General features: G+C 30.4%; 21 protein-coding genes and 1 riboswitch. Of the genes, 3 read left to right on the plus strand and 18 right to left on the minus strand.

From position 1 onward, the window contains the following. Window positions 1-243: 243 nt before the first annotated feature. The 5 genes from WY13_RS11770 to WY13_RS11790 all read right to left on the minus strand — a co-directional run bounded on the left by WY13_RS11770 (window position 244) and on the right by WY13_RS11790 (window position 3,941). The gene (locus WY13_RS11770; protein WP_063555854.1) at window positions 244-1,410 is read right to left on the minus strand and encodes an AI-2E family transporter; all 1,167 of its coding nucleotides are present in this window, start codon (window positions 1,408-1,410) and stop codon (window positions 244-246) included. 111 nt (window positions 1,411-1,521) lie between these two features. Continuing rightward, window positions 1,522-1,860 carry an arsenate reductase family protein gene (locus tag WY13_RS11775; RefSeq protein ID WP_063555855.1) on the minus strand — a complete coding sequence of 113 codons (339 nt, stop codon included), beginning with the start codon at window positions 1,858-1,860 and terminating at the stop codon, window positions 1,522-1,524. Between the two features lie 154 nt (window positions 1,861-2,014). Beyond that, window positions 2,015-3,112, minus strand: a complete 1,098-nt coding sequence (locus tag WY13_RS11780) for a helix-turn-helix domain-containing protein (protein ID WP_063555856.1) — start codon at window positions 3,110-3,112, stop codon at window positions 2,015-2,017. A gap of 122 nt (window positions 3,113-3,234) precedes the next feature. Continuing rightward, window positions 3,235-3,549 (minus strand): AzlD domain-containing protein, encoded by a 315-nt coding sequence (locus WY13_RS11785; RefSeq protein ID WP_063555857.1) that lies wholly within the window; start codon window positions 3,547-3,549, stop codon window positions 3,235-3,237. After that, complete coding sequence (locus tag WY13_RS11790; RefSeq protein WP_242866481.1) at window positions 3,546-3,941, minus strand: AzlC family ABC transporter permease; 396 nt, start codon at window positions 3,939-3,941, stop codon at window positions 3,546-3,548. The genes WY13_RS11785 and WY13_RS11790 overlap by 4 nt, the downstream gene beginning before the upstream one ends. Between WY13_RS11790 and WY13_RS11795 the strand changes: the two genes are divergently transcribed. Then, on the plus strand, window positions 3,862-4,203 hold the full coding sequence (locus tag WY13_RS11795) for a cupin domain-containing protein (protein ID WP_242866478.1): 342 nt from the start codon (window positions 3,862-3,864) through the stop codon (window positions 4,201-4,203). The two genes, WY13_RS11790 and WY13_RS11795, sit on opposite strands and share 80 nt — an antisense overlap. 41 nt (window positions 4,204-4,244) lie before the next feature. Here WY13_RS11795 and amrS read toward each other — a convergent pair whose 3' ends face one another. Together amrS and amrA are read right to left on the minus strand one after the other, a co-directional pair. After that, complete coding sequence (gene amrS, locus WY13_RS11800; protein WP_082848484.1) at window positions 4,245-5,231, minus strand: AmmeMemoRadiSam system radical SAM enzyme; 987 nt, start codon at window positions 5,229-5,231, stop codon at window positions 4,245-4,247. A 29-nt stretch (window positions 5,232-5,260) separates the two neighbouring features. Beyond that, a complete protein-coding gene (gene amrA / locus WY13_RS11805; protein ID WP_063555858.1) occupies window positions 5,261-6,661 on the minus strand; it encodes an AmmeMemoRadiSam system protein A in 1,401 nt (466 codons plus the stop codon). Between the two features lie 346 nt (window positions 6,662-7,007). On the opposite strand from amrA, the gene WY13_RS21030 reads away from it, so the two are divergent. Further along, window positions 7,008-7,181 carry a hypothetical protein gene (locus tag WY13_RS21030; RefSeq protein ID WP_156499027.1) on the plus strand — a complete coding sequence of 58 codons (174 nt, stop codon included), beginning with the start codon at window positions 7,008-7,010 and terminating at the stop codon, window positions 7,179-7,181. Between the two features lie 247 nt (window positions 7,182-7,428). On the opposite strand, the gene def is transcribed toward WY13_RS21030, so the two are convergent. The 10 genes from def to WY13_RS11855 form a co-directional block, all read right to left on the minus strand. Continuing rightward, complete coding sequence (gene def / locus WY13_RS11810; protein ID WP_063555859.1) at window positions 7,429-7,881, minus strand: peptide deformylase; 453 nt, start codon at window positions 7,879-7,881, stop codon at window positions 7,429-7,431. Between the two features lie 226 nt (window positions 7,882-8,107). Then, window positions 8,108-8,683: an AAA family ATPase gene (locus WY13_RS11815; protein WP_063555860.1), complete on the minus strand. Its 576-nt coding sequence runs from the start codon at window positions 8,681-8,683 to the stop codon at window positions 8,108-8,110. After that, window positions 8,683-9,981, minus strand: a complete 1,299-nt coding sequence (locus WY13_RS11820; RefSeq protein WP_063555861.1) for an MFS transporter — start codon at window positions 9,979-9,981, stop codon at window positions 8,683-8,685. Before WY13_RS11820 ends, WY13_RS11815 begins: the two co-directional genes overlap by 1 nt. A 159-nt stretch (window positions 9,982-10,140) precedes the next feature. Continuing rightward, window positions 10,141-10,785, minus strand: coding sequence for a bifunctional 2-keto-4-hydroxyglutarate aldolase/2-keto-3-deoxy-6-phosphogluconate aldolase (locus WY13_RS11825; protein WP_063555862.1), 645 nt, complete (start codon window positions 10,783-10,785; stop codon window positions 10,141-10,143). Window positions 10,786-10,929: 144 nt separating this feature from the next. Next, window positions 10,930-11,652 (minus strand): IclR family transcriptional regulator, encoded by a 723-nt coding sequence (locus tag WY13_RS11830; protein ID WP_242866479.1) that lies wholly within the window; start codon window positions 11,650-11,652, stop codon window positions 10,930-10,932. A 274-nt stretch (window positions 11,653-11,926) separates the two neighbouring features. Further along, a complete protein-coding gene (locus tag WY13_RS11835; RefSeq protein ID WP_192845027.1) occupies window positions 11,927-13,378 on the minus strand; it encodes a DUF4179 domain-containing protein in 1,452 nt (483 codons plus the stop codon). Window positions 13,379-13,380: 2 nt separating this feature from the next. Further along, window positions 13,381-13,944 (minus strand): sigma-70 family RNA polymerase sigma factor, encoded by a 564-nt coding sequence (locus WY13_RS11840; RefSeq protein WP_063555864.1) that lies wholly within the window; start codon window positions 13,942-13,944, stop codon window positions 13,381-13,383. A gap of 395 nt (window positions 13,945-14,339) precedes the next feature. Beyond that, window positions 14,340-15,500, minus strand: coding sequence for a S8/S53 family peptidase (locus WY13_RS11845; protein WP_063555865.1), 1,161 nt, complete (start codon window positions 15,498-15,500; stop codon window positions 14,340-14,342). Window positions 15,501-15,942: 442 nt separating this feature from the next. Next, entirely contained in the window at window positions 15,943-17,208 is a 1,266-nt protein-coding gene (locus tag WY13_RS11850) for a M56 family metallopeptidase (RefSeq protein ID WP_082848485.1), read from the minus strand. Between the two features lie 5 nt (window positions 17,209-17,213). Continuing rightward, window positions 17,214-17,585 carry a BlaI/MecI/CopY family transcriptional regulator gene (locus tag WY13_RS11855; protein WP_063555866.1) on the minus strand — a complete coding sequence of 124 codons (372 nt, stop codon included), beginning with the start codon at window positions 17,583-17,585 and terminating at the stop codon, window positions 17,214-17,216. A 269-nt stretch (window positions 17,586-17,854) separates the two neighbouring features. Here WY13_RS11855 and WY13_RS11860 point away from each other — a divergent pair, with 269 nt between their 5' ends. Continuing rightward, entirely contained in the window at window positions 17,855-19,855 is a 2,001-nt protein-coding gene (locus tag WY13_RS11860) for a methyl-accepting chemotaxis protein (protein WP_063555867.1), read from the plus strand. 92 nt (window positions 19,856-19,947) lie between these two features. On the opposite strand, the gene WY13_RS11865 is transcribed toward WY13_RS11860, so the two are convergent. Then, the gene (locus WY13_RS11865; RefSeq protein WP_063555868.1) at window positions 19,948-20,325 is read right to left on the minus strand and encodes a response regulator; all 378 of its coding nucleotides are present in this window, start codon (window positions 20,323-20,325) and stop codon (window positions 19,948-19,950) included. A gap of 259 nt (window positions 20,326-20,584) precedes the next feature. Then, window positions 20,585-20,684, plus strand: a riboswitch (TPP riboswitch). Window positions 20,685-20,844 lie beyond the last annotated feature (160 nt).

The following is a 20,844-nucleotide window of genomic DNA, read 5'->3' on the forward strand; positions in this document are numbered from 1 at the left end:
GCCACCAAGGGTGGTTGCTGGAAATGTTTTGCGATTGGCGGTCTATTCAGGGCGCGAGTAGCGCTTGCCAGTACCATGCCCTTATAGGGCTTAATCAAGCCACCAGCTTAGCTGGTGGTACTTGACTATACAAAAAACTGTCACACTAATTTTTTTAGTGCGACAGTCCCAAAACTTTTTTGAAAATACTCCATATGGAGTATTTTTTATGAACTTTTAAAAAACAATATTAACAATTATTTTTTAAGATGCAGACTTCTCCAGATGAGAAGCATACCATTTACCCAATAGTATTTTTAGTGAAGCAGCAGTAGGTACAGCTACAAGCATTCCTATAAGTCCTCCCAAATTTCCACCTACAAGTATTGCAATCATAGTAAATACAGGATGCAGTCCTACACTATTTCCTACAATTTTAGGTGCCAATAAGCTATCATCCACCTGCCGAACTGCAAGCATTCCAATAATTGCCCATACTGCTGTAATAGGTTGTCCACTTAGCAGTGCCATCACTACTGCCAAAACAGTTCCAACAACAGCTCCTATATATGGTATCATATTACAAATACCTGCAATAATTCCTATAACCAAAGCATAATCTATCCCAATAAAAAACAGCACAATAGCTGATAGAACTCCCACTATAGAGGCCTCTAGCAATTGCCCTCTTATATATTTATAAAATGTAACATCCATAACATGTAATATTTCTTTTAATTTGCTTCCTGTTTTACTTTTTCCAAATACAAGGTTAAAGATTTTATTCCATAACTCTACGAAATATTCGGCATCTTGTATTAAATAAATACTTAATACTATAGCTATAAAAAATAAAGCTATATTGCTTACTATAGCTACAATAGAATTTGTCATTGCTCCTATACTTGCTGAAAAATAAGATTGTACATAACTTACTATCTGAGCAATCTTATCATTCAAACTTGTAGGTATTGAAATATTTAAACTTTTTAATTTTTCACTAACAGAGCTAACTGACAATGTTGGATTATTTAAATATTCATTTAAATACGACGCCATATTTGCTATACTTATATTGTGAGAGAGTTTTCCACCAATCATAATATATATTCCACTTACAACGGCTGCAAAAATAGCTGCTACTAATGTATACACCCCTATAATTCCTATTACTCTTCTGTGTGCTGCTTTTTTTAGTATCTTTTTCTTTTCCAAGAACTTTTCAATACTTTCCACTCCTGGTTTCAATAAATACACAATTACTAGTGCCATAAAAAAAGGTTTTGCAAGGTTAATGGTTCTTTTTAACAGATTCCACAACAGAGCAAATATATTACCTATATTATTTAAAAATGCTATACCAATATAAATTAGAATCACTGTTACTCCTGCATATATACAGTATTTTAGTAATTTTTTATCTATTTTCATTTTCCCCTCTCTCTCTTAAGCTAACCTCATGTTTCTTATCTCATCATTTACTTTATCATGTTTCTGCATTTTTAGCTAATATATTTTATTTCTCTTAATATTTTTATTCGATCACTCCCATTTACTCCAAATTGAAGGCTCATATCCAACTGTAGCCTGTTTCCCATTTCTAACAATTGGAGTTTTATAAAGTTTGGGATTTTTTAAAAGTATCTCTTCTTTTATATCACTGCTCCTTATTAGTCCAATATTTAATTTACCATATTCTTTTGTCTTACTATTTATCAAATTATCAATGCCTACTGCCGCCTTCAAGCTCTGTAATTCCCTTTTACTTATTTCTTTAATATTTAAATCTATAAACTGATATTTAATTCTTCTTTCCTTAAAGTAACGTTCAGCTTTCTTTGTATCAAAACACTTTTTCACTCCAAATATTTGAATATTCATTTCCAACTCTCCTTAAAATTATTGCTTCACATAAATAATTCCTCCATACAACTACAATTGTATAGAGAAAAAAATTTTTTAATATACTCCATATGGCGTATTTTTTTGTACAGTTTTAAAAAGCAATATTTACAATTATGGAACTAAGCGTAATCTATCTGAGTTTTCTAATTTCCTTAAAATCTTTTAAAATAGCCTTAAAATCATTACTTTCTCTAATAGGATTAAATACTGGATCTTCTAACACCTTAATCATATTCTCATACAAATCCAAAGTAAAGGCACGTTCTCCTTCTGAAAGTTCATTGAAACACCAGGTAGATGAAAAATCCTTAGGTGCATTTATATCATTATTTTTAATGCATTGTATCCACTTATACAGCATTTCTACTGCTTTTTTATTTTCGTCAAGCCTAAGATAAATTTGTGCAAAATTCATATATTCTACATGCATGCCAATAACTTTATCACATTCTGGAGAAAATAGCTTTTTAACACTTACAGCTAAATTACAATATTTATCTATCATACCTAAGTTTTTATCTTTAATATAAGATTTAGCCAATGCTAAACAGGCAAAACTAATTCCAAATATATTTTTCCACAGCTGACTTTGAAGTATTTTTCTTGCTTCTTTCATCTTATTTTTGCTTAAGTATATATTTGCAAGCATAAAATCAACATTAAATTGATTTTTATGAATTTTATTTAAAGCTTCTATTCCCTTATCATTTTCTCCAATGGAAGAATAAATAGCACCAAGTTGAAATAGTGCTTGTTCAACTAATTTTGTATCATTACAATTTTCCACTACATTTTCAAGCAATTCAACAGAATTTTTAAGCATTATATTTTCTACTTTTTCTTCTCCCTTTTTCCACGAATACATATTAAGCAGGCACCCTATCATATATTTTAAATAATAACTTGATTTATATTTTAATATGTATTCCATAGATTTATCAATTCCTTCATCAACCTTATCACTGCTAAACAATGCTTCACATTTCTTAAATATCTCCATAACCTCTTTTTCAGAGAGTTCAACTTTATAATTCAAAAGTTCATCTATAGAAACGTTAAAAAATGATGCAAGTACAGGGAGAAGAGTTATATCAGGATAGGAATTACCACTTTCCCACTTTGACACGGCTGCTGTAGACACCCCAATAAATCCTCCTAATTGGTCCTGTGTAATTCCCTTTTCTTTTCTAAGTTTAAATATTACTTCGCCTATCTGCAATTTATCCATATCATATTCACTCCATAATTTGATTATAAGGCCTTACAACACTTAGTATACCTTATCGGAGCTCTTATACCAATGGATGTATAGTTGAATTTATATAAAAAACTTAACCGCTAGTTAAAAAATCAAAATATCATTCTTAACACTGCTATGGATATTACTCCTACTATTACAGTTAAAAGCAGATCATTCTTTTTAACAGCCACTACTGCAGTTATAATTGATGCAAGTACATTAGATATATCTATAGAAAACTTATTATTTAAAATAAACAGTGATGACACTACAAGAGCTGTCAAAATAGAAATGGGAATATACTTTAAAAATTCCGCTGTTCTATCATTTATATTAATTCTTGAAATCAACATTACAGGAAGTGTCCTAGGAAGTATTGTCACTATACAGCCGCCTATAATTATGTACCAGATATACATATTCATTTTTTTATTACACCCCCTATAATTACTCCAAGTATGGCTGCAATCATAATTCCCGTATTTGCAGATAAAAATTTAATAGAAGCAAGTAAAACTACAGCAGAGGAAATTATAATTGCACAGGATTTTCTTAAATTAGAATTTTCCTTTACACTTGAAATCAATAAGCCTATAAACATAGCTGGAAGTGCGAAATCAAGTCCAAACTTTTTATAGTCATATATCAAGCTGCTAAAGCATGCCCCAATAAAAGTTGCAAAAATCCAGTTTATATAGGCTGTCAAGTTTATTCCCATCATCCACTTATAATCTATTTTGTCTTCACTATTTGCCTTTGATGAAGCAAGTGCAAAAGTTTCATCCGTTAAAAGTGCACCTACTGTAAAATTTTTGATAAGTGAATTGTTTAGGGTTGAATTAGATACAGCAAGTTCATATACTTCAAATTCTCACGGTGAGGATGAGTATGAGTATATTCTGGTTTTTGATGGAGAACTTACTCTTGAAACAGATAATAAAACCTATGTTTTAAGTCCAGGAGATTCGATTTCATTTGATGCCTCTAAAACCCATACATATATAAATAATTCAAATGAAATGATTAGGATGACCATTTTAAATTATTATCCAATAAATCTTAAACACTATTTGCCATAATTTAAAGCAGGTAACCTTAACAAAGTCACCTGCTTTAGATTTTAAAGTACTATATTTATAGGGAATCCACACTTAGGACATTTATTGCTATCCATACGAATCTCAGTGAAATATCCAGTTCTCTCTAATAAAAGCTCGCCGCACTTAGGACAATATGTAGAACTGTCAATACCTTGAACATTTCCAAGGTAGACGTAATTCAAATGCTTTTTTGCGATTTTTTTAGATTCTATCATTACATTTATATCCGTAGCTGGTCTATCCATCTTATAAGTTGGAAAATATCTTGACAGATGAAGTGGAATGTCTCTATTTAAATTTCCAAGATAAGAAGCAATACTTTCCACTTCCGAAGCAGAATCATTTAGATCATTCACAAGCAGCGTGGTTACCTCTACATGAGTCTTCTTGGCTGATTCACTTATAATTTTAAGTACGGATTCAACATCTCCTCCACATACTTTTTCATAGTATTTTGGATTAAATGCCTTTAAGTCTATATTCATGGCATCTACATAGGGTAAAAGTTTTTGAAGTGGTTCTACTTCAATATATCCATTTGTAACAAGTACTATACTAAATTCCAGATGGCTTTCTTTCAGCTTTTTCGAGGTTTCATATACATATTCATACCATATACTGGGCTCATTATAAGTAAAAGCTATACCAATATTATCTTTTATATCCAAGCATGTTTCTATTAATTCTTCAGGAGATACATACTGGCTTTTAGGTCTATACTGAGCTATGGCATAATTTTGACAAAAGCTGCAGGAAAAATTACATCCAAAGCTTCCTACAGATAAAATGTTTCTGCCAGGTTTAAAATGATAAAGAGGTTTTTTTTCTACTGGATCAACTGCCATAGATGTTATTTCTCCATAATTTGTAGATTGAAGCACACCATTTTCATTAGTTCTAACAGAACATCTTCCCTGCTTTTTATCACCTATAATGCAGTTATGGGGACACAACATACATTTTACTCTATCATCCTGCTTTTCATAAAACAATCCTTCGTGTAACAAAAGTTATCTCCCTCCAATACTCAAAAACTTTACTTATGCCTTATAACCTTAAACCTTTCAATAGTATAGTCTTCATTAGGAGATATGTTTCCCTTTTCAAGTGCAATTTGAAGCTGCTTATCTACAGTATCCACTCCTTCTAAATCTGGAAGTAAGAGACCGCATCTAGAACCTTTTTTCACTATTACGCCATATTTTTCAGGATCAAGCTCCTCTCTTGAAGCTTCTTCTGGCTTTGTAAGCACATCTACGGAAAAATCTATATCTTCAAGTTCATCTTCTCTAACTGGCATAAATCTAGGATCGTTTATTCCTGATGAAACAGCATTTTTGATAATTTCTTCAGCTGTATTTTCTGTTGTTGGAAAAATAGTTCCAATACAACCCCTCAACTGGCCTTCCTTCTTCATGGATACAAAAACTCCACTTTTGCTATTTTTCATTTCGTCAGTTACATAATGGGGATTTTCTAAATATCTATGATAAACCAAATAAGAAGTTAAACTTTCCCTGGCAAGCTTTACATAAGGATCTTCAGTTTTTCTTTTTCCTGCAATTATTTTTTGTCTTTCTTCTTTTAATTTACTATAAGTATCCCTGCCATCATCTTTAAGTGAAAAACTCATTACACCATATCCAACACCAAAGGGACCTTCATAAGAGAGGATTTTACCTTTAATGTCGAATCCATCCATGGCTCCTAGCATTATATAGTAAGATCTGAGCCCACATTCTCCTGCTTCACTTACAGTTTCTTTATCCATGTTAAATATTTTGAAAACATCACCTTTTTCAAGTAATGAAGTTATTTCTCTATCAAATTTTTCTCCATAAGGGCTGTATTTATAAGGTCCATCTTTGGTAAGCCTGTGAGATAAATCTCCACTGGCAATAAATACTGCTTTGGTATTGGCTTCATTTACAGCTTTTTTAATACACATTCCAAATTTATAGAGCTCCATTTTAGAAAGCATTCCATAAGTTATATGCACTAACTTGTAATTTGGATACTTTTTATTTACAAAATATAACGGCACTAAAGCACCGTGATCTAATTCATATTCCATCCCATATTCATGGGCAGACCTTGTTGTTATCTTTCCTATTAAAATATTTTGCTCTTTTGCATATTCTATTATCTTTTCTGTTAAAGGCAAATTTATATTTGAACTCTGACTTACCTCAGGAGCCCCAAATTTACCTAAATCACCATGTATATTATTCTCATAAGACACTGCAATTGCATCACTAAACATTGGGCCGTGGGGAGTAATTATTATTATCGTATCCGGTTTTATAGATGCTATTTCTTCCCCAACTTTATAACATGCATTTAATGTGTTTTCTATTTTTGTCTCCTGACCACGTCCTATTTCAGGAACTGCAATAGGCGGATGAGGCATTGTATAAAAACCATATATTTTTCCCATAATATCACCTTACTTTAATAATTTAATATTTTAGTTTATTCTCTGCTATTTTTATCTAAAATATGATTTAGCAACTCTCTTTTATTTTAGGTTACCTTTACCATTTAGTTAATTATAACATTTTCCGTTAATTATTTCATAATATATAGAATTTCTAACTTAAAAATGAACTTATACGCAGGCATATTTTCAAATTAATAATTAATTCTTAATTTATTGATGAGTATAGGTTCATTTTTCGCTTAAAAACTTTATAAATTATAATATAATCTTATGGAAATAAGACCTTAAGATACATATCATAAAAAAACCTCTTGGAGTAAAACTATAAAAGGAGGTGTTTTCTATGACAAAAAAATTAGAAGATAAAATTGATAACAAAAAAGTAGAAAAATCAAGAAATGATGAAGAACCCATAAATATAAATAACAATGACTTTGGTGCAAAAACACAGTGGAAGGTTTACAGCAGTGAAAAAGGTTACCAGGTCTGTGGAAAAGACACCCACAGCAGATATTAGCCTCTTCATTTAAAAATAGCACAGCGTAATTTTTTAAATACTAAAGTACAAAGTTTAAAGAACAAATAAGGACAATTTCCTTCCTAACGTCAGAAAATATTAAAATTATAAATTTTCTGAGATACGAGGGAAATCAACCTTATCTGTTCTTTATTATTTGAACTTTGTTCTTTTCAAAAAATTTGCTTCATAATTTTTTATATTAAGTTAATTTCTTATGTGCCAAAGTTGAGTTAATAATTAACACTTATTCTATAAATTCTGTTACTTTATCTATAAAGAGTATTCCATCCAAATGTTCTATTTCATGGCATAAACACTTAGCTAAATCTCCTTCTCCTGTTATTGTAAATTCCTCACCTTTTTCATTTAATGCTTTTACTTTTACCTTTGCAGGTCTAATTAATTTTCCCCACTTATTAGGAATACTTAAACATCCTTCTATAACTTCCTGACTTCCTTCTTCTTCAATTATTTCTGGATTTACTAGGTATATTATACCTTCACCCATGTCTATAACAACTGCTCTTCTTAAAACACCAACTTGTGGTGCTGCTATTGCTGCACCATTTTTTGTATTATGCAGTGTATCTGTCATATCCTTAAGTAAAGTTAAGGTTCTGTCGTCAACTTTTTCTACAGCCCGGCACTTCTTTCTCAATATTTCATCACCTAAAGTACGTATATTTCTTAATGCCATTTCTAAAACCTCCGTCACAAAATATTCTTTCACTATATATTATGCAATTTTTTTTGTCAATAAACAATACTTTACCATTTCTGATTAAAAAACAATAAATTTTCACACATTTTATAATAATTTTAAAATTGATATATTTTAGGATAACTAGATAATAAAATAATGGGCATAGATTTGTTTTTCAAACAACTCTATACCCATTTATAACCTTGTTAATAAAATCCTATTAACAGTTTTCTTCTATTATTTTAAATAAATTATTTGTGTCAATCTCTTCGTTACTATTATCAAATTCCTTTATCTTAACATTTTTCCATAGACACTGTTTGGATTTTAAACTATCTATAAAAATATCCCAGTTTTTAAGTTTCCACTCATCCCTTTTAAAATTACGTTCTTTAATTCTCTTAAGTAATACTTCAGATGATACTACTACTCTTAAAACCAAGGGAACACAGTTTTCAAGACTATATTTTTCTTTTAACTCATTTATATAGTTTTCATCTGAAAAATATCCTACAAATGGCGCATCCAATACTACTGATATACCACTTTTTATATTGTCTGCCGCTATTTGAAGCAAAGTCTCGTATTCTATCGGCATAATCCGCTTTTGATAAAATTCACAACCATCACGGGCATCAGGAGAAATTCCTTGAGTTTCTAGCAATTTACCAGTAAATTTATTACATACTACATCTTTATCTAAATATGCAAATTGAAAATGTGATGCAATAAGTTTTCCAACTGTTGATTTTCCAGAACCAGCAGGTCCAACTAAAAATACAACTCTCGGAGTCATTAATTTGCGCCTCCCATATTTACCGGCTTTAAAAATATTCCGTATGAAATAGCTCCAAGGATAAGAAGTCCTGCACCTATTAAGAATACGCCGCCTATAGTTCCTGTTTTGTCAAGTATAATTCCTGTTGCTATTGGTGCTATCGCAGCTCCTAAAAATCCACCAAAATTTTGAATTGCTCCTAGTGATGCAACTTGATTACTTGGTGCAACATCAGCTGCAAGGGTCCATATAACTCCTGAAGGCAATTGTGATGCAAAGTACCCAACACAAAGAAGTACAATAATTACACCAGTACTCTTTATAAATGGAAGTGGAGCTGTAGATATTGCTGCAATAAGTGCTCCTCCAACTATAGGAAATTTACGTGAAGTTATAGGCTGAACACCTTTTTTAATTAAGTAGTCTGATATAGTTCCACCTAAAAGTACCCCCACAATACCACATATATATGGAAGAGAAGCTATAAAACCACTTTGAGTTAAACTAAAGCCACGCTCCTTTTGTAAATAAGATGGAAGCCATGTTAGGTATACCCATATAGTAAACATTATCCCGAAATTTCCTATTATCATAAACCATGTGTTTCTATGTTTAAATAATTCTCCCCATGAGGCTTGTTTCCCTGATTTTCTAACTTCTTGAGCAGCTTCCAGAGAACCTTTTATTGCAATTGTTTCTTCAGATGTAGGATCTCTATATAGTTTTTGCCATACTAGCAGAACCAAAATACCAAGTACACCTATTATAACAAACATACTTCTCCATCCAAAAGCAACTAGCAAAAGTGTTAAAATTGGTGGAGCAATTGCATTAGAAATTTGTGAGCCTGTATTTATAATTGCAACCGGCAATCCTCTTTCTTCATCTGAAAACCATCTCTGGTTTACTTTAAGGCCAGCTGTAAAAAATGGTGATTCAGCTACTCCCAAAATCATACGCATTAAATAAAATAGTGGATATGAACTTATAAAAGAACATATAATAGTTGCTGTAGACCAAAATCCTGATGCAAATGAAAACATCTTCTTAGGTCCAAATTTATCTACTAACCATCCAGATGGTAAATTTGCAATTGCATAGGGCCATAAAAATGCAGATAGCAAAAGTCCCATTTGAGTTGATGATAAATGAAATTCCTTTGCAATAGTTGTATTGGCAACACTAAGATTCGCCCTATCTAGATAATTGACAATTGCCCCAATTAGTAGTAAAATTACAAAAGCCCAGCGAATGTTTAATTTACTTTTAGAATTATCCATAGATTGTGTATTAGACATATTTTCTTTTTGTTTCATTAATAATCCTCCTATCATACATGCTTAACCGTTTTCATGATTTGCAATCGTTCTTTATGTGTGATGTCAGGTACTGCATTTACTTTTGCAAAGTTACACCGTCAAATGCCTTTGCAAAGGTATCCATGCAATACGAGACAAATTGAATTTTTAATTATTTTAGCGGCTTTCTTTAACTACTTTTAAAAATAGTTCAGCTGCTTTAGTTACTTTTGTATAATCGCCATCTTTTTGAGCTGCTTTAGTTATACCACTGCCAACTCCAAGGCATGTCGACCCTGCTTGAAGCCATTCTCCGGCATTTTCTAGGGTTATTCCGCCGCTTGGCATAATAGCTGCTTGAACCAATGGACCTTTAACTGTCTTAACATAAGCTGGGCCAATGAATTCAGTTGGAAATACTTTTACAATATCTGCACCTGCTTCTATAGTATTTACAATTTCCGTTGGTGTAAATGCACCACTAATAATAACTGTCTGATAGCGATTTCCCATCTTAATCATTTCTGGATTTAAATTAGGGCTTACAAGCATATTTGCACCTGCAAGGATAGCTGCACGTGTGGTTTCTGGATCAAGAACAGTTCCTACTCCAATAACAAGTCCCTTTTCCTTATATTTTTCAGATAACTTTTTAACAATTCCAAGTGCATTCGGTACACTCATAGTAATTTCTAGTGCCAAAATTCCACCCTTTATAGCTGCTTCAGCTACCTTCATAGCTTCATCTTCACTATCTAAACGAATCATTAGAAGAATTCCAGTTTCTTCAATCTTTTTTAGATTTTCTAGTTTTTCCCACATTTAAAAACTCCTCCTTTTACTAAATTAAGTACTCTATAACATTTTATTAAAATAAATTTATGCACATGGCATAATTTTATTTGTCCATATATAATTTATTGCCCATATAACCAAGTCTCCTAGAAATTTGCATGGCAGTATCTGTTACCGCATTAGAAACAAATAGTTTTTTTCATCATTCATTGAATTATATAAGCTTGCAACACTTATAGAAGCAACTGCTTTACCAAACTGATCATAAATTGCAGCACCCATACAATACATTTCCATGTTATCTTCACGGTCATCTATTGAATATCCACGTTTTCTTATTTCATGCATATCCTTTAGTATCTCATCTACTGAAGTATGTGAAAATTTAGTTTTACCTAGCAAAGGTTTCTTCTGAAGTATTTCTACAATTTTATCATCAGTATATGCAGCAAGTAATGCCTTACCAACTCCTGTTGTATATATAAGACGCCTTGATCCTAGTTTTGCTGTAGGTTTCATAATAGAGTGATTCTCAGCTTTATCAAGATACACAATATCTCCATTATCTTCTATTCCTAGAAATACTGTACTGCCTGTCTTTTTATTAAGTTCCTGGATATATGCTCTTGCTACATCAGTAACACCTAAATTTGAAAGATACGCACTTCCTATTTCAAATGCTAGTAAACTTAATCTATAGGTTTTAAGTCTCTTATCATCCATTTCAAGAATACCTTTACCTACTAGAGTTTGAACCAATTCAAAGGTACTACTTTTAGGCCAATCCTTACTACTACAGATTTCATTTAATGTTAAAGACTTCTCACTATGAGCCAATAGTACCAATATATCTACTACCCGTGCTGCTGATTTATTTTCTTTATAATTAGACATACTATCACCTTAATTAATTATTGTTCGCATCCGCGAACTACGTTCACAAATGCTACAATTGTACTATAAACACTTTTTCCTGACTTGTCAATATTTTTTTCAAAGCCTCTTTTTTAAAAAATAGGCACGTTTTTTATAAATTATAGGTTTAACTTAACTTAACTGAACCCACAAACAATACCATTTGAATAAAATACTTAGTTAAAGAAAAGCTCTATGACTTATAAATATAAAAATTCCAGGTAATTTAATTAAATCACCTGGAATCTTTATATTATTTGCTTAAATTAATTGTAAATTTCAAGTCCTCTCTAAAATCCACATTGCTAAAATCATTAGTAAATATAGTATATTTCTTGTTTGAATCAAGTTTCTTAAATTGCCTTACAAATTCATTTGGCTTGCTGTCGTCTTTTCTTATATCATAACTTTTATAATCCACTCCTTTTCCACTAGAATCTTTTATCCAAAGATCTTGTGCCTGAAAATAGGGTGCTTTACCTTCTACTCTGTATTTAACTGTGGTACTATCCTTATTTGTTTCTATACTTTCTATTACAATTTTTCCCATCTTGCCTTGAGAAAGTTCTATAGGATACACTCCATCAATTGTCTTACTTATTTCTACTGGCTTTTTACTTTTAATAGTGTAATGTACTTCTTTACCGTTTTTATCCACACCCTCACCACCTACAGCTGAAGGAGTAATTTTACATGGAACAATCGTTAAATATTTTGGAATCTTATTAAGTTTATTGTACTGCATTTCAACGTTAAATATTCCTTTATTAGTATCACTACTTCCACCTGAACCCTTAGTCATGAGTTCAACTCCTTTGTCATCATAAACAGCCCAGTAATCATAATCCATTAAACTATCATCATGGTTTACCTCCATATTCTTTTTAACCTTTTCCTTGTCTTTATAATTTCCACTTATAAAAATAGAAGTATCTATAGGAGAAAAAACAACCTTATCTACCTTTGCAATGCTATTGGGAAAATCCAGCTTAATGTTTGGCTTAAATACAACACTATTTTTAACTAACTGATCCTTTGATGCACTAAAAGCAAAGTCCCATTCTCCTTTTATATTTGATATTTCATCCACATTTAAAGTTATATTGACCTTATTTGAAGTATTCTTTAGCAAGTCAGTATGAATTTCTTCGCTTCCAACATATGTGCAATCATTAGTATAGTTTCCCACAGAACTTCCATTTGATCCAGATCTTTTTCCATCAATTTTCAAAAACATACTTAAACCAAAGGTTTCTAAATTTTCAATATGTTTGTTACTTTTTATCGTATAGCCTATCACAAGCTTTGAATCATCTGCTATTATTTCATTTATAGTAAGGGTTACTCCATTGCTTGTAACAGGTTTATTTATAATTTCAGAATACTCGGCATAAGATCCATGAGAACCAAATTCATCATTTAGTTTTTGTGTTATTGAATTTAAAATTGGAATATTTTCTGCAAAGGCTGGAGAAATAGTACCTATACCTATGGTACATATCAAACCTAAGGCTGCTGCTATAGAAGCATATTTTAAAGTCTTAAATTTTCTCTGACCTCTTATCTTTTTCTTTAAATTTTTCTTTATCTTCTGCTTCTCTATATCAGTAACTTCTTCATCCATAGGATCAAACTCGCTTTCTTCAATCCTTACATCGTTAAATAATTTATATACATCTTTTTCTTCCATGTTAAAATCATTCATATTTATAACACTTCTCCCTTCAAGACTATAAGTTTTTCCTTTAAAAATTTACGTCCCCTTGAAAGTCTCTTATCCACTAGGCTCCTGTCAACTCCAAAGCTCTTTGCTATGTCCTCTATCCTTTCATATAAAAAATACCTTCTTACAAATATCTCCTTATCCTGTGGTTTCATAATATCTAAAGCCTTTAAAAGTTCTTCCTTATTTTCCTTTAATATCACTTCATTTTCTACATTAAACTCATTTTGGAGTCTGTAATCATCTATACATTCATCTGTATCTCTGTTAAAAAGTTTTCTTTTGCAGTCTATGGATTTATATTTTGCTATAGCTGTAATCCAGTATTTAAAATTTCCTTTTTCGCTGTCAAAACTTTCAATATTGTTCCACACAGCCCAAAACACACCATTTACGCATTCTTCAGAATGTTGTGCTTCAAATTTTGAATTCAATACTGTGTGCACTACTTTAAATAACAAATTGCTATATTTATCCACTACAAATTCAATAGACTTTGGATTTTTCTTTTTTATCTGTTCTATAAAATTATTTTCATCTATCTTCACATTTTTTCCTCCTTAAGAAGCTTCTCACATATTAATACGAAGATACAATATATTTTCTGACATCAATTTTTATTAAATTTAGAGTTAATTTAAGAACTATTATAACTTAAAAGAATAAGTTCTATATAGGTTTCCTAACTTAAAAATCAACTTATACGTAGGCATATTTTCACAACAACGAAGTTCATTTAAATATTTTGTAAATAAGTCTTAGTGAAGAATTCGTAAAAAATCTAGGATTTTTGAATTGTTTGAGGTACGAGTTTTCAAAAGTCCTTAGGGTTTTAGAATTTTTTTTCTTAGACTTATCAAAATATTTAGCGAACTGAAGGTTGTAAAAATATCAGGAGTATAAGTTGATTCTATGATTAGGAAATCTACATATAAATCATTTTCTAATATAATTTATTTATGGAGTTTATAAATTTTTCTGGATCAATTATATACCTGCCTTCTGATGTAGTGGTCTTTGTTTCTATAAGCTTATTCAATATTTGATCAAAAGTTAAATTTGGATTTACCTGCCATGCTAAGGCTGCAAGTCCAGTAACATAAGGAATAGCCCAGCTAACTCCCCCTTCTCCCCAATAAACATAGGCAGCATCAGAACGATTATCAGCAGTAGTTCTAAAATCCGATGGAACCATTATGTTAGACTTATCTATCTTCTTTTCATTCCAATAAAATTTACTTAGCTTATAATTTAATGGATTATTTCTATCCTTTGAAGCATCACATCCACCCAATCTAAATTTTTCCTCGTTAAATAAATCTGCATGTACTACTGTAAGTCCTTCAGAATTGGCTTTCTTTAAAGTTTCCTGCCATTTACTATAGTTTTTATTATCCTTATCTACATCATCTGATACAGATACAATTCTTATTTTTTCATTCTTAGGAAGTGATTTATTGATTTCAATAATTTTATTCACAGCCTTAATATAATCTGCTGATTTACAAAATTTTAAGTCAGGTGTTGCAAAATAATATAGTTTCGCACCGTTTGCCACCCCACAAGTTTTACCTGCTAAAATAGAAGCACAAGCTAATCCGTGAAAATGAAACTTTGTTCGAGGTATTCCTATTTTATAGTAATTCATCCTGCCCTTAAATTCATCATGAGTTGACCTTATCGGCTTATCTATCACTGCCACACTTATTCCTTTTCCCGTAATTCCCTTTTCATGAATTTTGCTTAAATTAAGCCCTGGATCTTTACCCACATCAAACCACTCGTTTGGATCATATCCAGCTGGAAGTTTGCTTTTTTCGGGCCACTTTGTAGATTTATCAAAACTTATATTTGAAATAGTATCCAAAGAAACCTGTGACAAATCCTTTTTAGACATACCTTTTCCCTGGAATCCATATACACCCTCAAGGTCTGAATTATGTTTTTGCAAAACTTTATCTGTAACTACATCAGGAAGTTTCAAAGGATTAACTCCCCAGTTTTTTGAATTATTTCTTTCTATAACATTCTTCACAAAAATACCTCCGCCAATTGCAATCAAAATTACAATTGTAATCGTAATGACTAAAATTTTTTTCTTCATTTTTCATTCTCCTTCTATCATAATTAATTTTTATTTCACTTTAACAAATTTTTCTTAACTATTACTTGAGATAATTGCATGATTCATCTTTTAATCAATTTTCATCCGTATATTGTATAGTTAATACTATTTAAGTACAATATGTTGTGATGATATTCTTGGATTTTCACTTATTAAATTTTATAGACTTTCTAACTTAAAAATAAATTTATATGCAGGCATATTTTTACAATAATGAAGCTCATTTAAATATTTTGCATATAAGTCTTAGTAAAAAATTCGTAAAAACTTAGAACTTTTGAATTGTTTGAGGTACGAGTTTTCAAAAGTTCTTAGCTTTTTTAGAATTTTTTACTTAGGCTTATCAAATATTTAACCGAGCTGAAGGTTGTAAAAATATCCGGAGTACAAATTTATTTTTTGCTTAGAAACTATAATGCATTTAAACTTTCTGCAAAACGTAATATCCTGGTCTTCTACATCCAAAAGCATAATCTACACACTTCCATCTACCCAAAACTTCAGGGTCACACTCATAAGAATAATCTGTATTGTCCTCTATTCTATTTATTCCAAGTTCATCTACTACATATTTGGATGTTATCTTCTCATTTAATATATTTTCTGAAAATGCATTGTTTACCTTTGCCTCAGTAAGCATGATTGCTATACATAAACACAATACAATTATTGAGCTTATGACAGACTTAGGTGAAATTTTTTCAAACTTTTTTATCAGAGTAATTCTTTTCGTCATATATTTAGCATCTACAGATATGCCAACTGCTATATTTGTATCAAATCTTCCAGTAACCTTTGAGTATTTTATTAGATCTATCATAGTATATCCATATTCTTTAATTCTGTCAGTTTCTATATAACTAAGTGCTAAAGAATCACACGACAGTTCCATATCTTTTTTTATCTCATTTATAAAATACCATATGATAGGATTGAACCAATAAAGCACCTTAACTATCAAGATAATATAATTTATTAAAATATCTTTCTTTTTATAATGTGAGAGTTCATGTAAAAATATATTTTTAATACTATCATCATTCATATTGATAATTACAGCTAGTGGCATTAGTATCTTCGGTTTAAATATACCAAAAATCGCCGGACTCTTTATATTTAACCCCTGTACAACATTTATATCCTTTTTTATATTCATGTCATTTTTACACTTTTGCAATATACTAATAATTCTCTTATCCTTCACATATACATATTTGTTTATCTTTTTTAAACATGCTATGTATAGTATAAGATTGTAAAGTATACTCAAAACAAATCCAACATACCATATCTCAAATGTAATTTTTATAGACGATTCAGGTATACTGAATTTATCAATGATACTAATTGGATTTAAATATCTGTATCTACTTGTACCTTCAATACCGCTCACACTTTTGGGACTTACACTTTCAGTAAGGTACTGATCATAATTAAATTTATCTATTTCTGATACAACAGGAGGCCTATTAAAGTAACATGGTATTATATTAAATATGCTAAATGAACTCTTAGGCAAGGTTGGTATAACAAGTCTTATCAAAATCAAAATTCCAATGATATATTGAATTTCTATCATCAATTTTCGCTTAAAAATTTTCTTCATAACTAAAAAAAATATTATCAAAAAACTAGCTAAAAACGATAAGTATAAAACCCATTTATATAAAATAATAAACTTAAACATTATCTTTAATTCCTGTCATCCAATATTTTTCTCAAGTCATCTAAATCCTCTTCTGTCAATTTATTGTCTTCTATAAAATTTAATAGCATATTTTTAGCAGCACCATTGTATACTCTTTTAATAAAAGAACTACTTTCCTGCCTTACACATTCTTTTTCATCAAATAGAGGATAATAATAATAAGTTCTACCATCCTCATTAAATCCAATCACATTTTTCTTTAAGAGTCTGCTTATAAGTGATTTAACTGTCTTAGGTTTCCAACTTGTACTATCTTCCAACTGCTTTATTATTTCATTTGCTGAACAGGGATTTTTGTTCCATATGACTTTCATTACTTCCCACTCTGATTCAGATATTTTTGGTATATTTGTCATGATAACTCCTCCTGAAAGTATAATTACAATTGTAATCTATAATATATATATTATTCGCTTTCTCAATAATTATCAATAGTATTTTATATATTGTCCTTTTTAAAATTGTACCATTTTGCTATATCTTCTAAATTATTTTTATTTAAAAATCTATTGAATTATGTTGATTTTTGTTAATATGTACTTTATTATTTTATTATATTACATATTAACTAAAGTTAGCACTAAATTTTTAAGTGATTAGTATAAAATAACAAAGGGGGATTAAAATGACTTTTAAGGATTTCAAACTAAACAGTATTAGAACTAAATTAATTACTAGCTTAATAGCAATTTGTGTAATTCCACTAGCTATAGGAAGTCTTTGTTCCTATATGCAATCAAAATCAATTCTTACCAATAAGTTAATGCTTACAAGTACTCAGACTCTCACAGAAATAAACAGCGGATTAACTAATTACTTTAATGGATTTTCAGATATAATTAATCTTACTGCAAATAATCCCGGTATTATAAATATTGATACAGACAACAATACTCCAATGATATCAGATATGCTAAAAGGCATAAAAGAAAGCGATAAGGACATATTTGATGTATATTACGGAACTGCCTCCAAAAAGTTTACTATGTATCCCATTTCAACAATGCCTGAGGGATATGATCCAACTACAAGACCTTGGTATAAACAAGCTTTAGCAAATAAGGGTAAAGTGGTAATAACTCCTCCTTATAAAGACATTGTAACTGGTAAAACTCTTGTTGGAGTTGTACAAACAGTAGAAAAAAATGGGCAAGTAGTTGGTGTTATTGGATTGGATTGTTCTCTAACTACACTTACAGAGAGAATATCTACAAAGAAGGTGGGCACTACAGGATACGTGTTTGTTTCTGATGCATCAGGTAATACCTTAGCACATCCCCAAAAAGAACTTATTAATACAAATGTAATCTCTAAACTATCTTTTTGGGATAAAGCAAAATCAGGAAACAGTGGATTTGTTAATTATACCTATAATGGGACTAGTAAATTTGGTGTATACCAGACAAATAAATTAACAGGTTGGAAGCTAGTTGCCTCTTTGGATAAAAGCGAACTCACCAAGGATACAAACTCTATATTACACATAACTTTCTTAATAATATTAATAATGGGACTAATTTCAGTGTTTCTTTCATTGTTCTTAAGCAAAGGAATATCTAATAATATCGAAAAATTAAAGGAAGTATTTTCCAAGGCTTCAAATGGAGATTTAACGGTGTCTATAACTGCTTCCACAAAGGATGAATTTAAAGATTTGGCTGCATCATTTAACTTAATGATGCAAAATATATCCAAGCTCATGAATAATGTTCTAAAATCATCTGGAACAGTGCTAGAAACATCAACAAGTCTTGCAAGTATGTCTGAAGAAGTAACAGCTTCTGTAGGCGAAGTAGCAAAAGCTGTTGAAGAAGTTTCCTTAGGTGCAACTGAACAAGCTAAAGGTGCTCAAAATGGCGCTTCTGAAATGGAAGATTTATCAAATAGGCTGAAAGAAGTTAGTATTAGTTCTGATGAAATGGATAAAATTTCAAATGCCACTAAAAGATTAGGTGCAAAAGGACTCTCTGTAGTAGATACTTTAACTGAAAAATCAAATAAAGCTAAAACAGTTACTACCTCTGTCAATGATATAGTTCGTGACATGAACGAAAGTGCTAAACAGATAAATAGTATATCTGAAACAATATCTGAAATAACAGAACAAACTAATCTTTTAGCATTAAATGCAAGTATAGAATCTGCACGTGCAGGCGAAGCTGGCAAAGGATTTGCCGTAGTAGCAGAAGAGATAAGAATACTCGCTGAAGAATCTCAAAATTCAACCAATGAAATAAAGAAAATTATAGAAAGTATACAAAATAAATCAGAAACAGCAGTAAGCGCTATTAAATCCGCTGAAAATGCAGTAGATGATCAATATTTAGCCGTAGATCAAACTCATAAAATATTTAAAGTAATTCTAAAATCAATTGAATCAATGATTGCTAAAGTTGATGAGGTAAAAACATCTATTTCCGATATAAATGAGAAAAAACAATCTACAATATCTGAAATTGATAATATTTCATCTATATCACAACAAACAGCTGCAGCTTCACAAGAAACTACAGCTTCAACAGAAGAGATATCAGCCACTATGGAAGAACTTACAAAACATTCAAGTAATCTTCAAATATTAGCAGAACAATTAGCAGCTGAAATAAATAAATTTAAAATTAACTAATTGGCAAAATTAAGCTGCTATATCTTATATAGCAGCTTAATCTTAAATTAATTGCTTAATTTTCACAGTTTAAAAATATTGCTTCGTAAGAATCACTTGATAAATATCCTATTTACTAATTCTATAAGTTCATCCTTTACCCAATTTTTTTTAAAAAAGTAAGTGGCTCCAAGATCTTCACATATTCCATTTTCATCTGAAAAGTCTTTTTCCCCTCCATCTGAAAGAATAATTATTTTTAAATCTTTATACTCTTTTTTTAATTCTATAAGAACTTCTATTCCGCTTTTTTTAGGCATATATATATCCGTAATTACTAGGTCAATATTACCACTTTCTTTAAATACTTTAATTCCTTCTTCACCATCCCCTGCTTCATATACTTTATAATTTGCTTCCTCTAGAATTTTTCTTATAAATTGTCTTACACTTAAAGAATCATCAATTATTAATATATTTTTTTTACCCATAATTCTTTAAAACTCCCCTCATAAAGTTTATCTATATAATATTTAGTTCATTTTTATCCGATAGCTACCATCGATAACCATCACATCAATTTTGTAAATCGACCATAAAGTTACCTGAGAATACAAATAATCACAAATTCATATTTTAATTATACAAAATATGAATATAATTTTCTATAGTTTGTGCCATTTTATTACAAATGGTATTTTAAATCATTTACATATATAAAACTAAGTAGTATTATATATGTAAATTAATAAATCGTTGCGGGGGAACCAATTTGGTTGAGAAGGTAAAACCTGACCCTTTGAACTTGATGTAGTTAACACTACCGTAGGGAGACAAATTAATAAAGATATATTTCAAGGAGTGTTTACAATATAAACACTTCTTTTTATTGTCAAGAAAACCACCGGTAATGCCGGTGGATAAAAGGGCTTAAGCTCTGAACAATAAAAACCCCCTATGATATAATTTGAACGACTGACAATCGCAAAAATTAAAATATCATAGGGAGG

The sequence above is a fragment of the Clostridium ljungdahlii genome (assembly GCF_001636845.1).
GTDB lineage: Bacteria > Bacillota > Clostridia > Clostridiales > Clostridiaceae > Clostridium_B > Clostridium_B ljungdahlii_A.

Bases quoted from the DNA above. Each gene is read 5' to 3' on its own strand.
- WY13_RS21030 (WP_156499027.1), top strand. From the start codon at position 7,008: ATGACAAAAAAATTAGAAGATAAAATTGATAACAAAAAAGTAGAAAAA.
- WY13_RS11835 (WP_192845027.1), bottom strand. From the start codon at position 13,378: ATGAATGATTTTAACATGGAAGAAAAAGATGTATATAAATTATTTAAC.
- WY13_RS11770 (WP_063555854.1), bottom strand. From the start codon at position 1,410: ATGAAAATAGATAAAAAATTACTAAAATACTGTATATATGCAGGAGTA.
- WY13_RS11780 (WP_063555856.1), bottom strand. From the start codon at position 3,112: ATGGATAAATTGCAGATAGGCGAAGTAATATTTAAACTTAGAAAAGAA.
- WY13_RS11820 (WP_063555861.1), bottom strand. From the start codon at position 9,981: ATGAAACAAAAAGAAAATATGTCTAATACACAATCTATGGATAATTCT.
- WY13_RS11815 (WP_063555860.1), bottom strand. From the start codon at position 8,683: ATGACTCCGAGAGTTGTATTTTTAGTTGGACCTGCTGGTTCTGGAAAA.
- WY13_RS11855 (WP_063555866.1), bottom strand. From the start codon at position 17,585: ATGACAAATATACCAAAAATATCTGAATCAGAGTGGGAAGTAATGAAA.
- WY13_RS11830 (WP_242866479.1), bottom strand. From the start codon at position 11,652: ATGTCTAATTATAAAGAAAATAAATCAGCAGCACGGGTAGTAGATATA.
- WY13_RS11825 (WP_063555862.1), bottom strand. From the start codon at position 10,785: ATGTGGGAAAAACTAGAAAATCTAAAAAAGATTGAAGAAACTGGAATT.
- WY13_RS11860 (WP_063555867.1), top strand. From the start codon at position 17,855: ATGACTTTTAAGGATTTCAAACTAAACAGTATTAGAACTAAATTAATT.
- WY13_RS11775 (WP_063555855.1), bottom strand. From the start codon at position 1,860: ATGAATATTCAAATATTTGGAGTGAAAAAGTGTTTTGATACAAAGAAA.
- def (WP_063555859.1), bottom strand. From the start codon at position 7,881: ATGGCATTAAGAAATATACGTACTTTAGGTGATGAAATATTGAGAAAG.
- WY13_RS11850 (WP_082848485.1), bottom strand. From the start codon at position 17,208: ATGTTTAAGTTTATTATTTTATATAAATGGGTTTTATACTTATCGTTT.
- amrA (WP_063555858.1), bottom strand. From the start codon at position 6,661: ATGGGAAAAATATATGGTTTTTATACAATGCCTCATCCGCCTATTGCA.
- WY13_RS11785 (WP_063555857.1), bottom strand. From the start codon at position 3,549: ATGAATATGTATATCTGGTACATAATTATAGGCGGCTGTATAGTGACA.
- WY13_RS11845 (WP_063555865.1), bottom strand. From the start codon at position 15,500: ATGAAGAAAAAAATTTTAGTCATTACGATTACAATTGTAATTTTGATT.
- WY13_RS11865 (WP_063555868.1), bottom strand. From the start codon at position 20,325: ATGGGTAAAAAAAATATATTAATAATTGATGATTCTTTAAGTGTAAGA.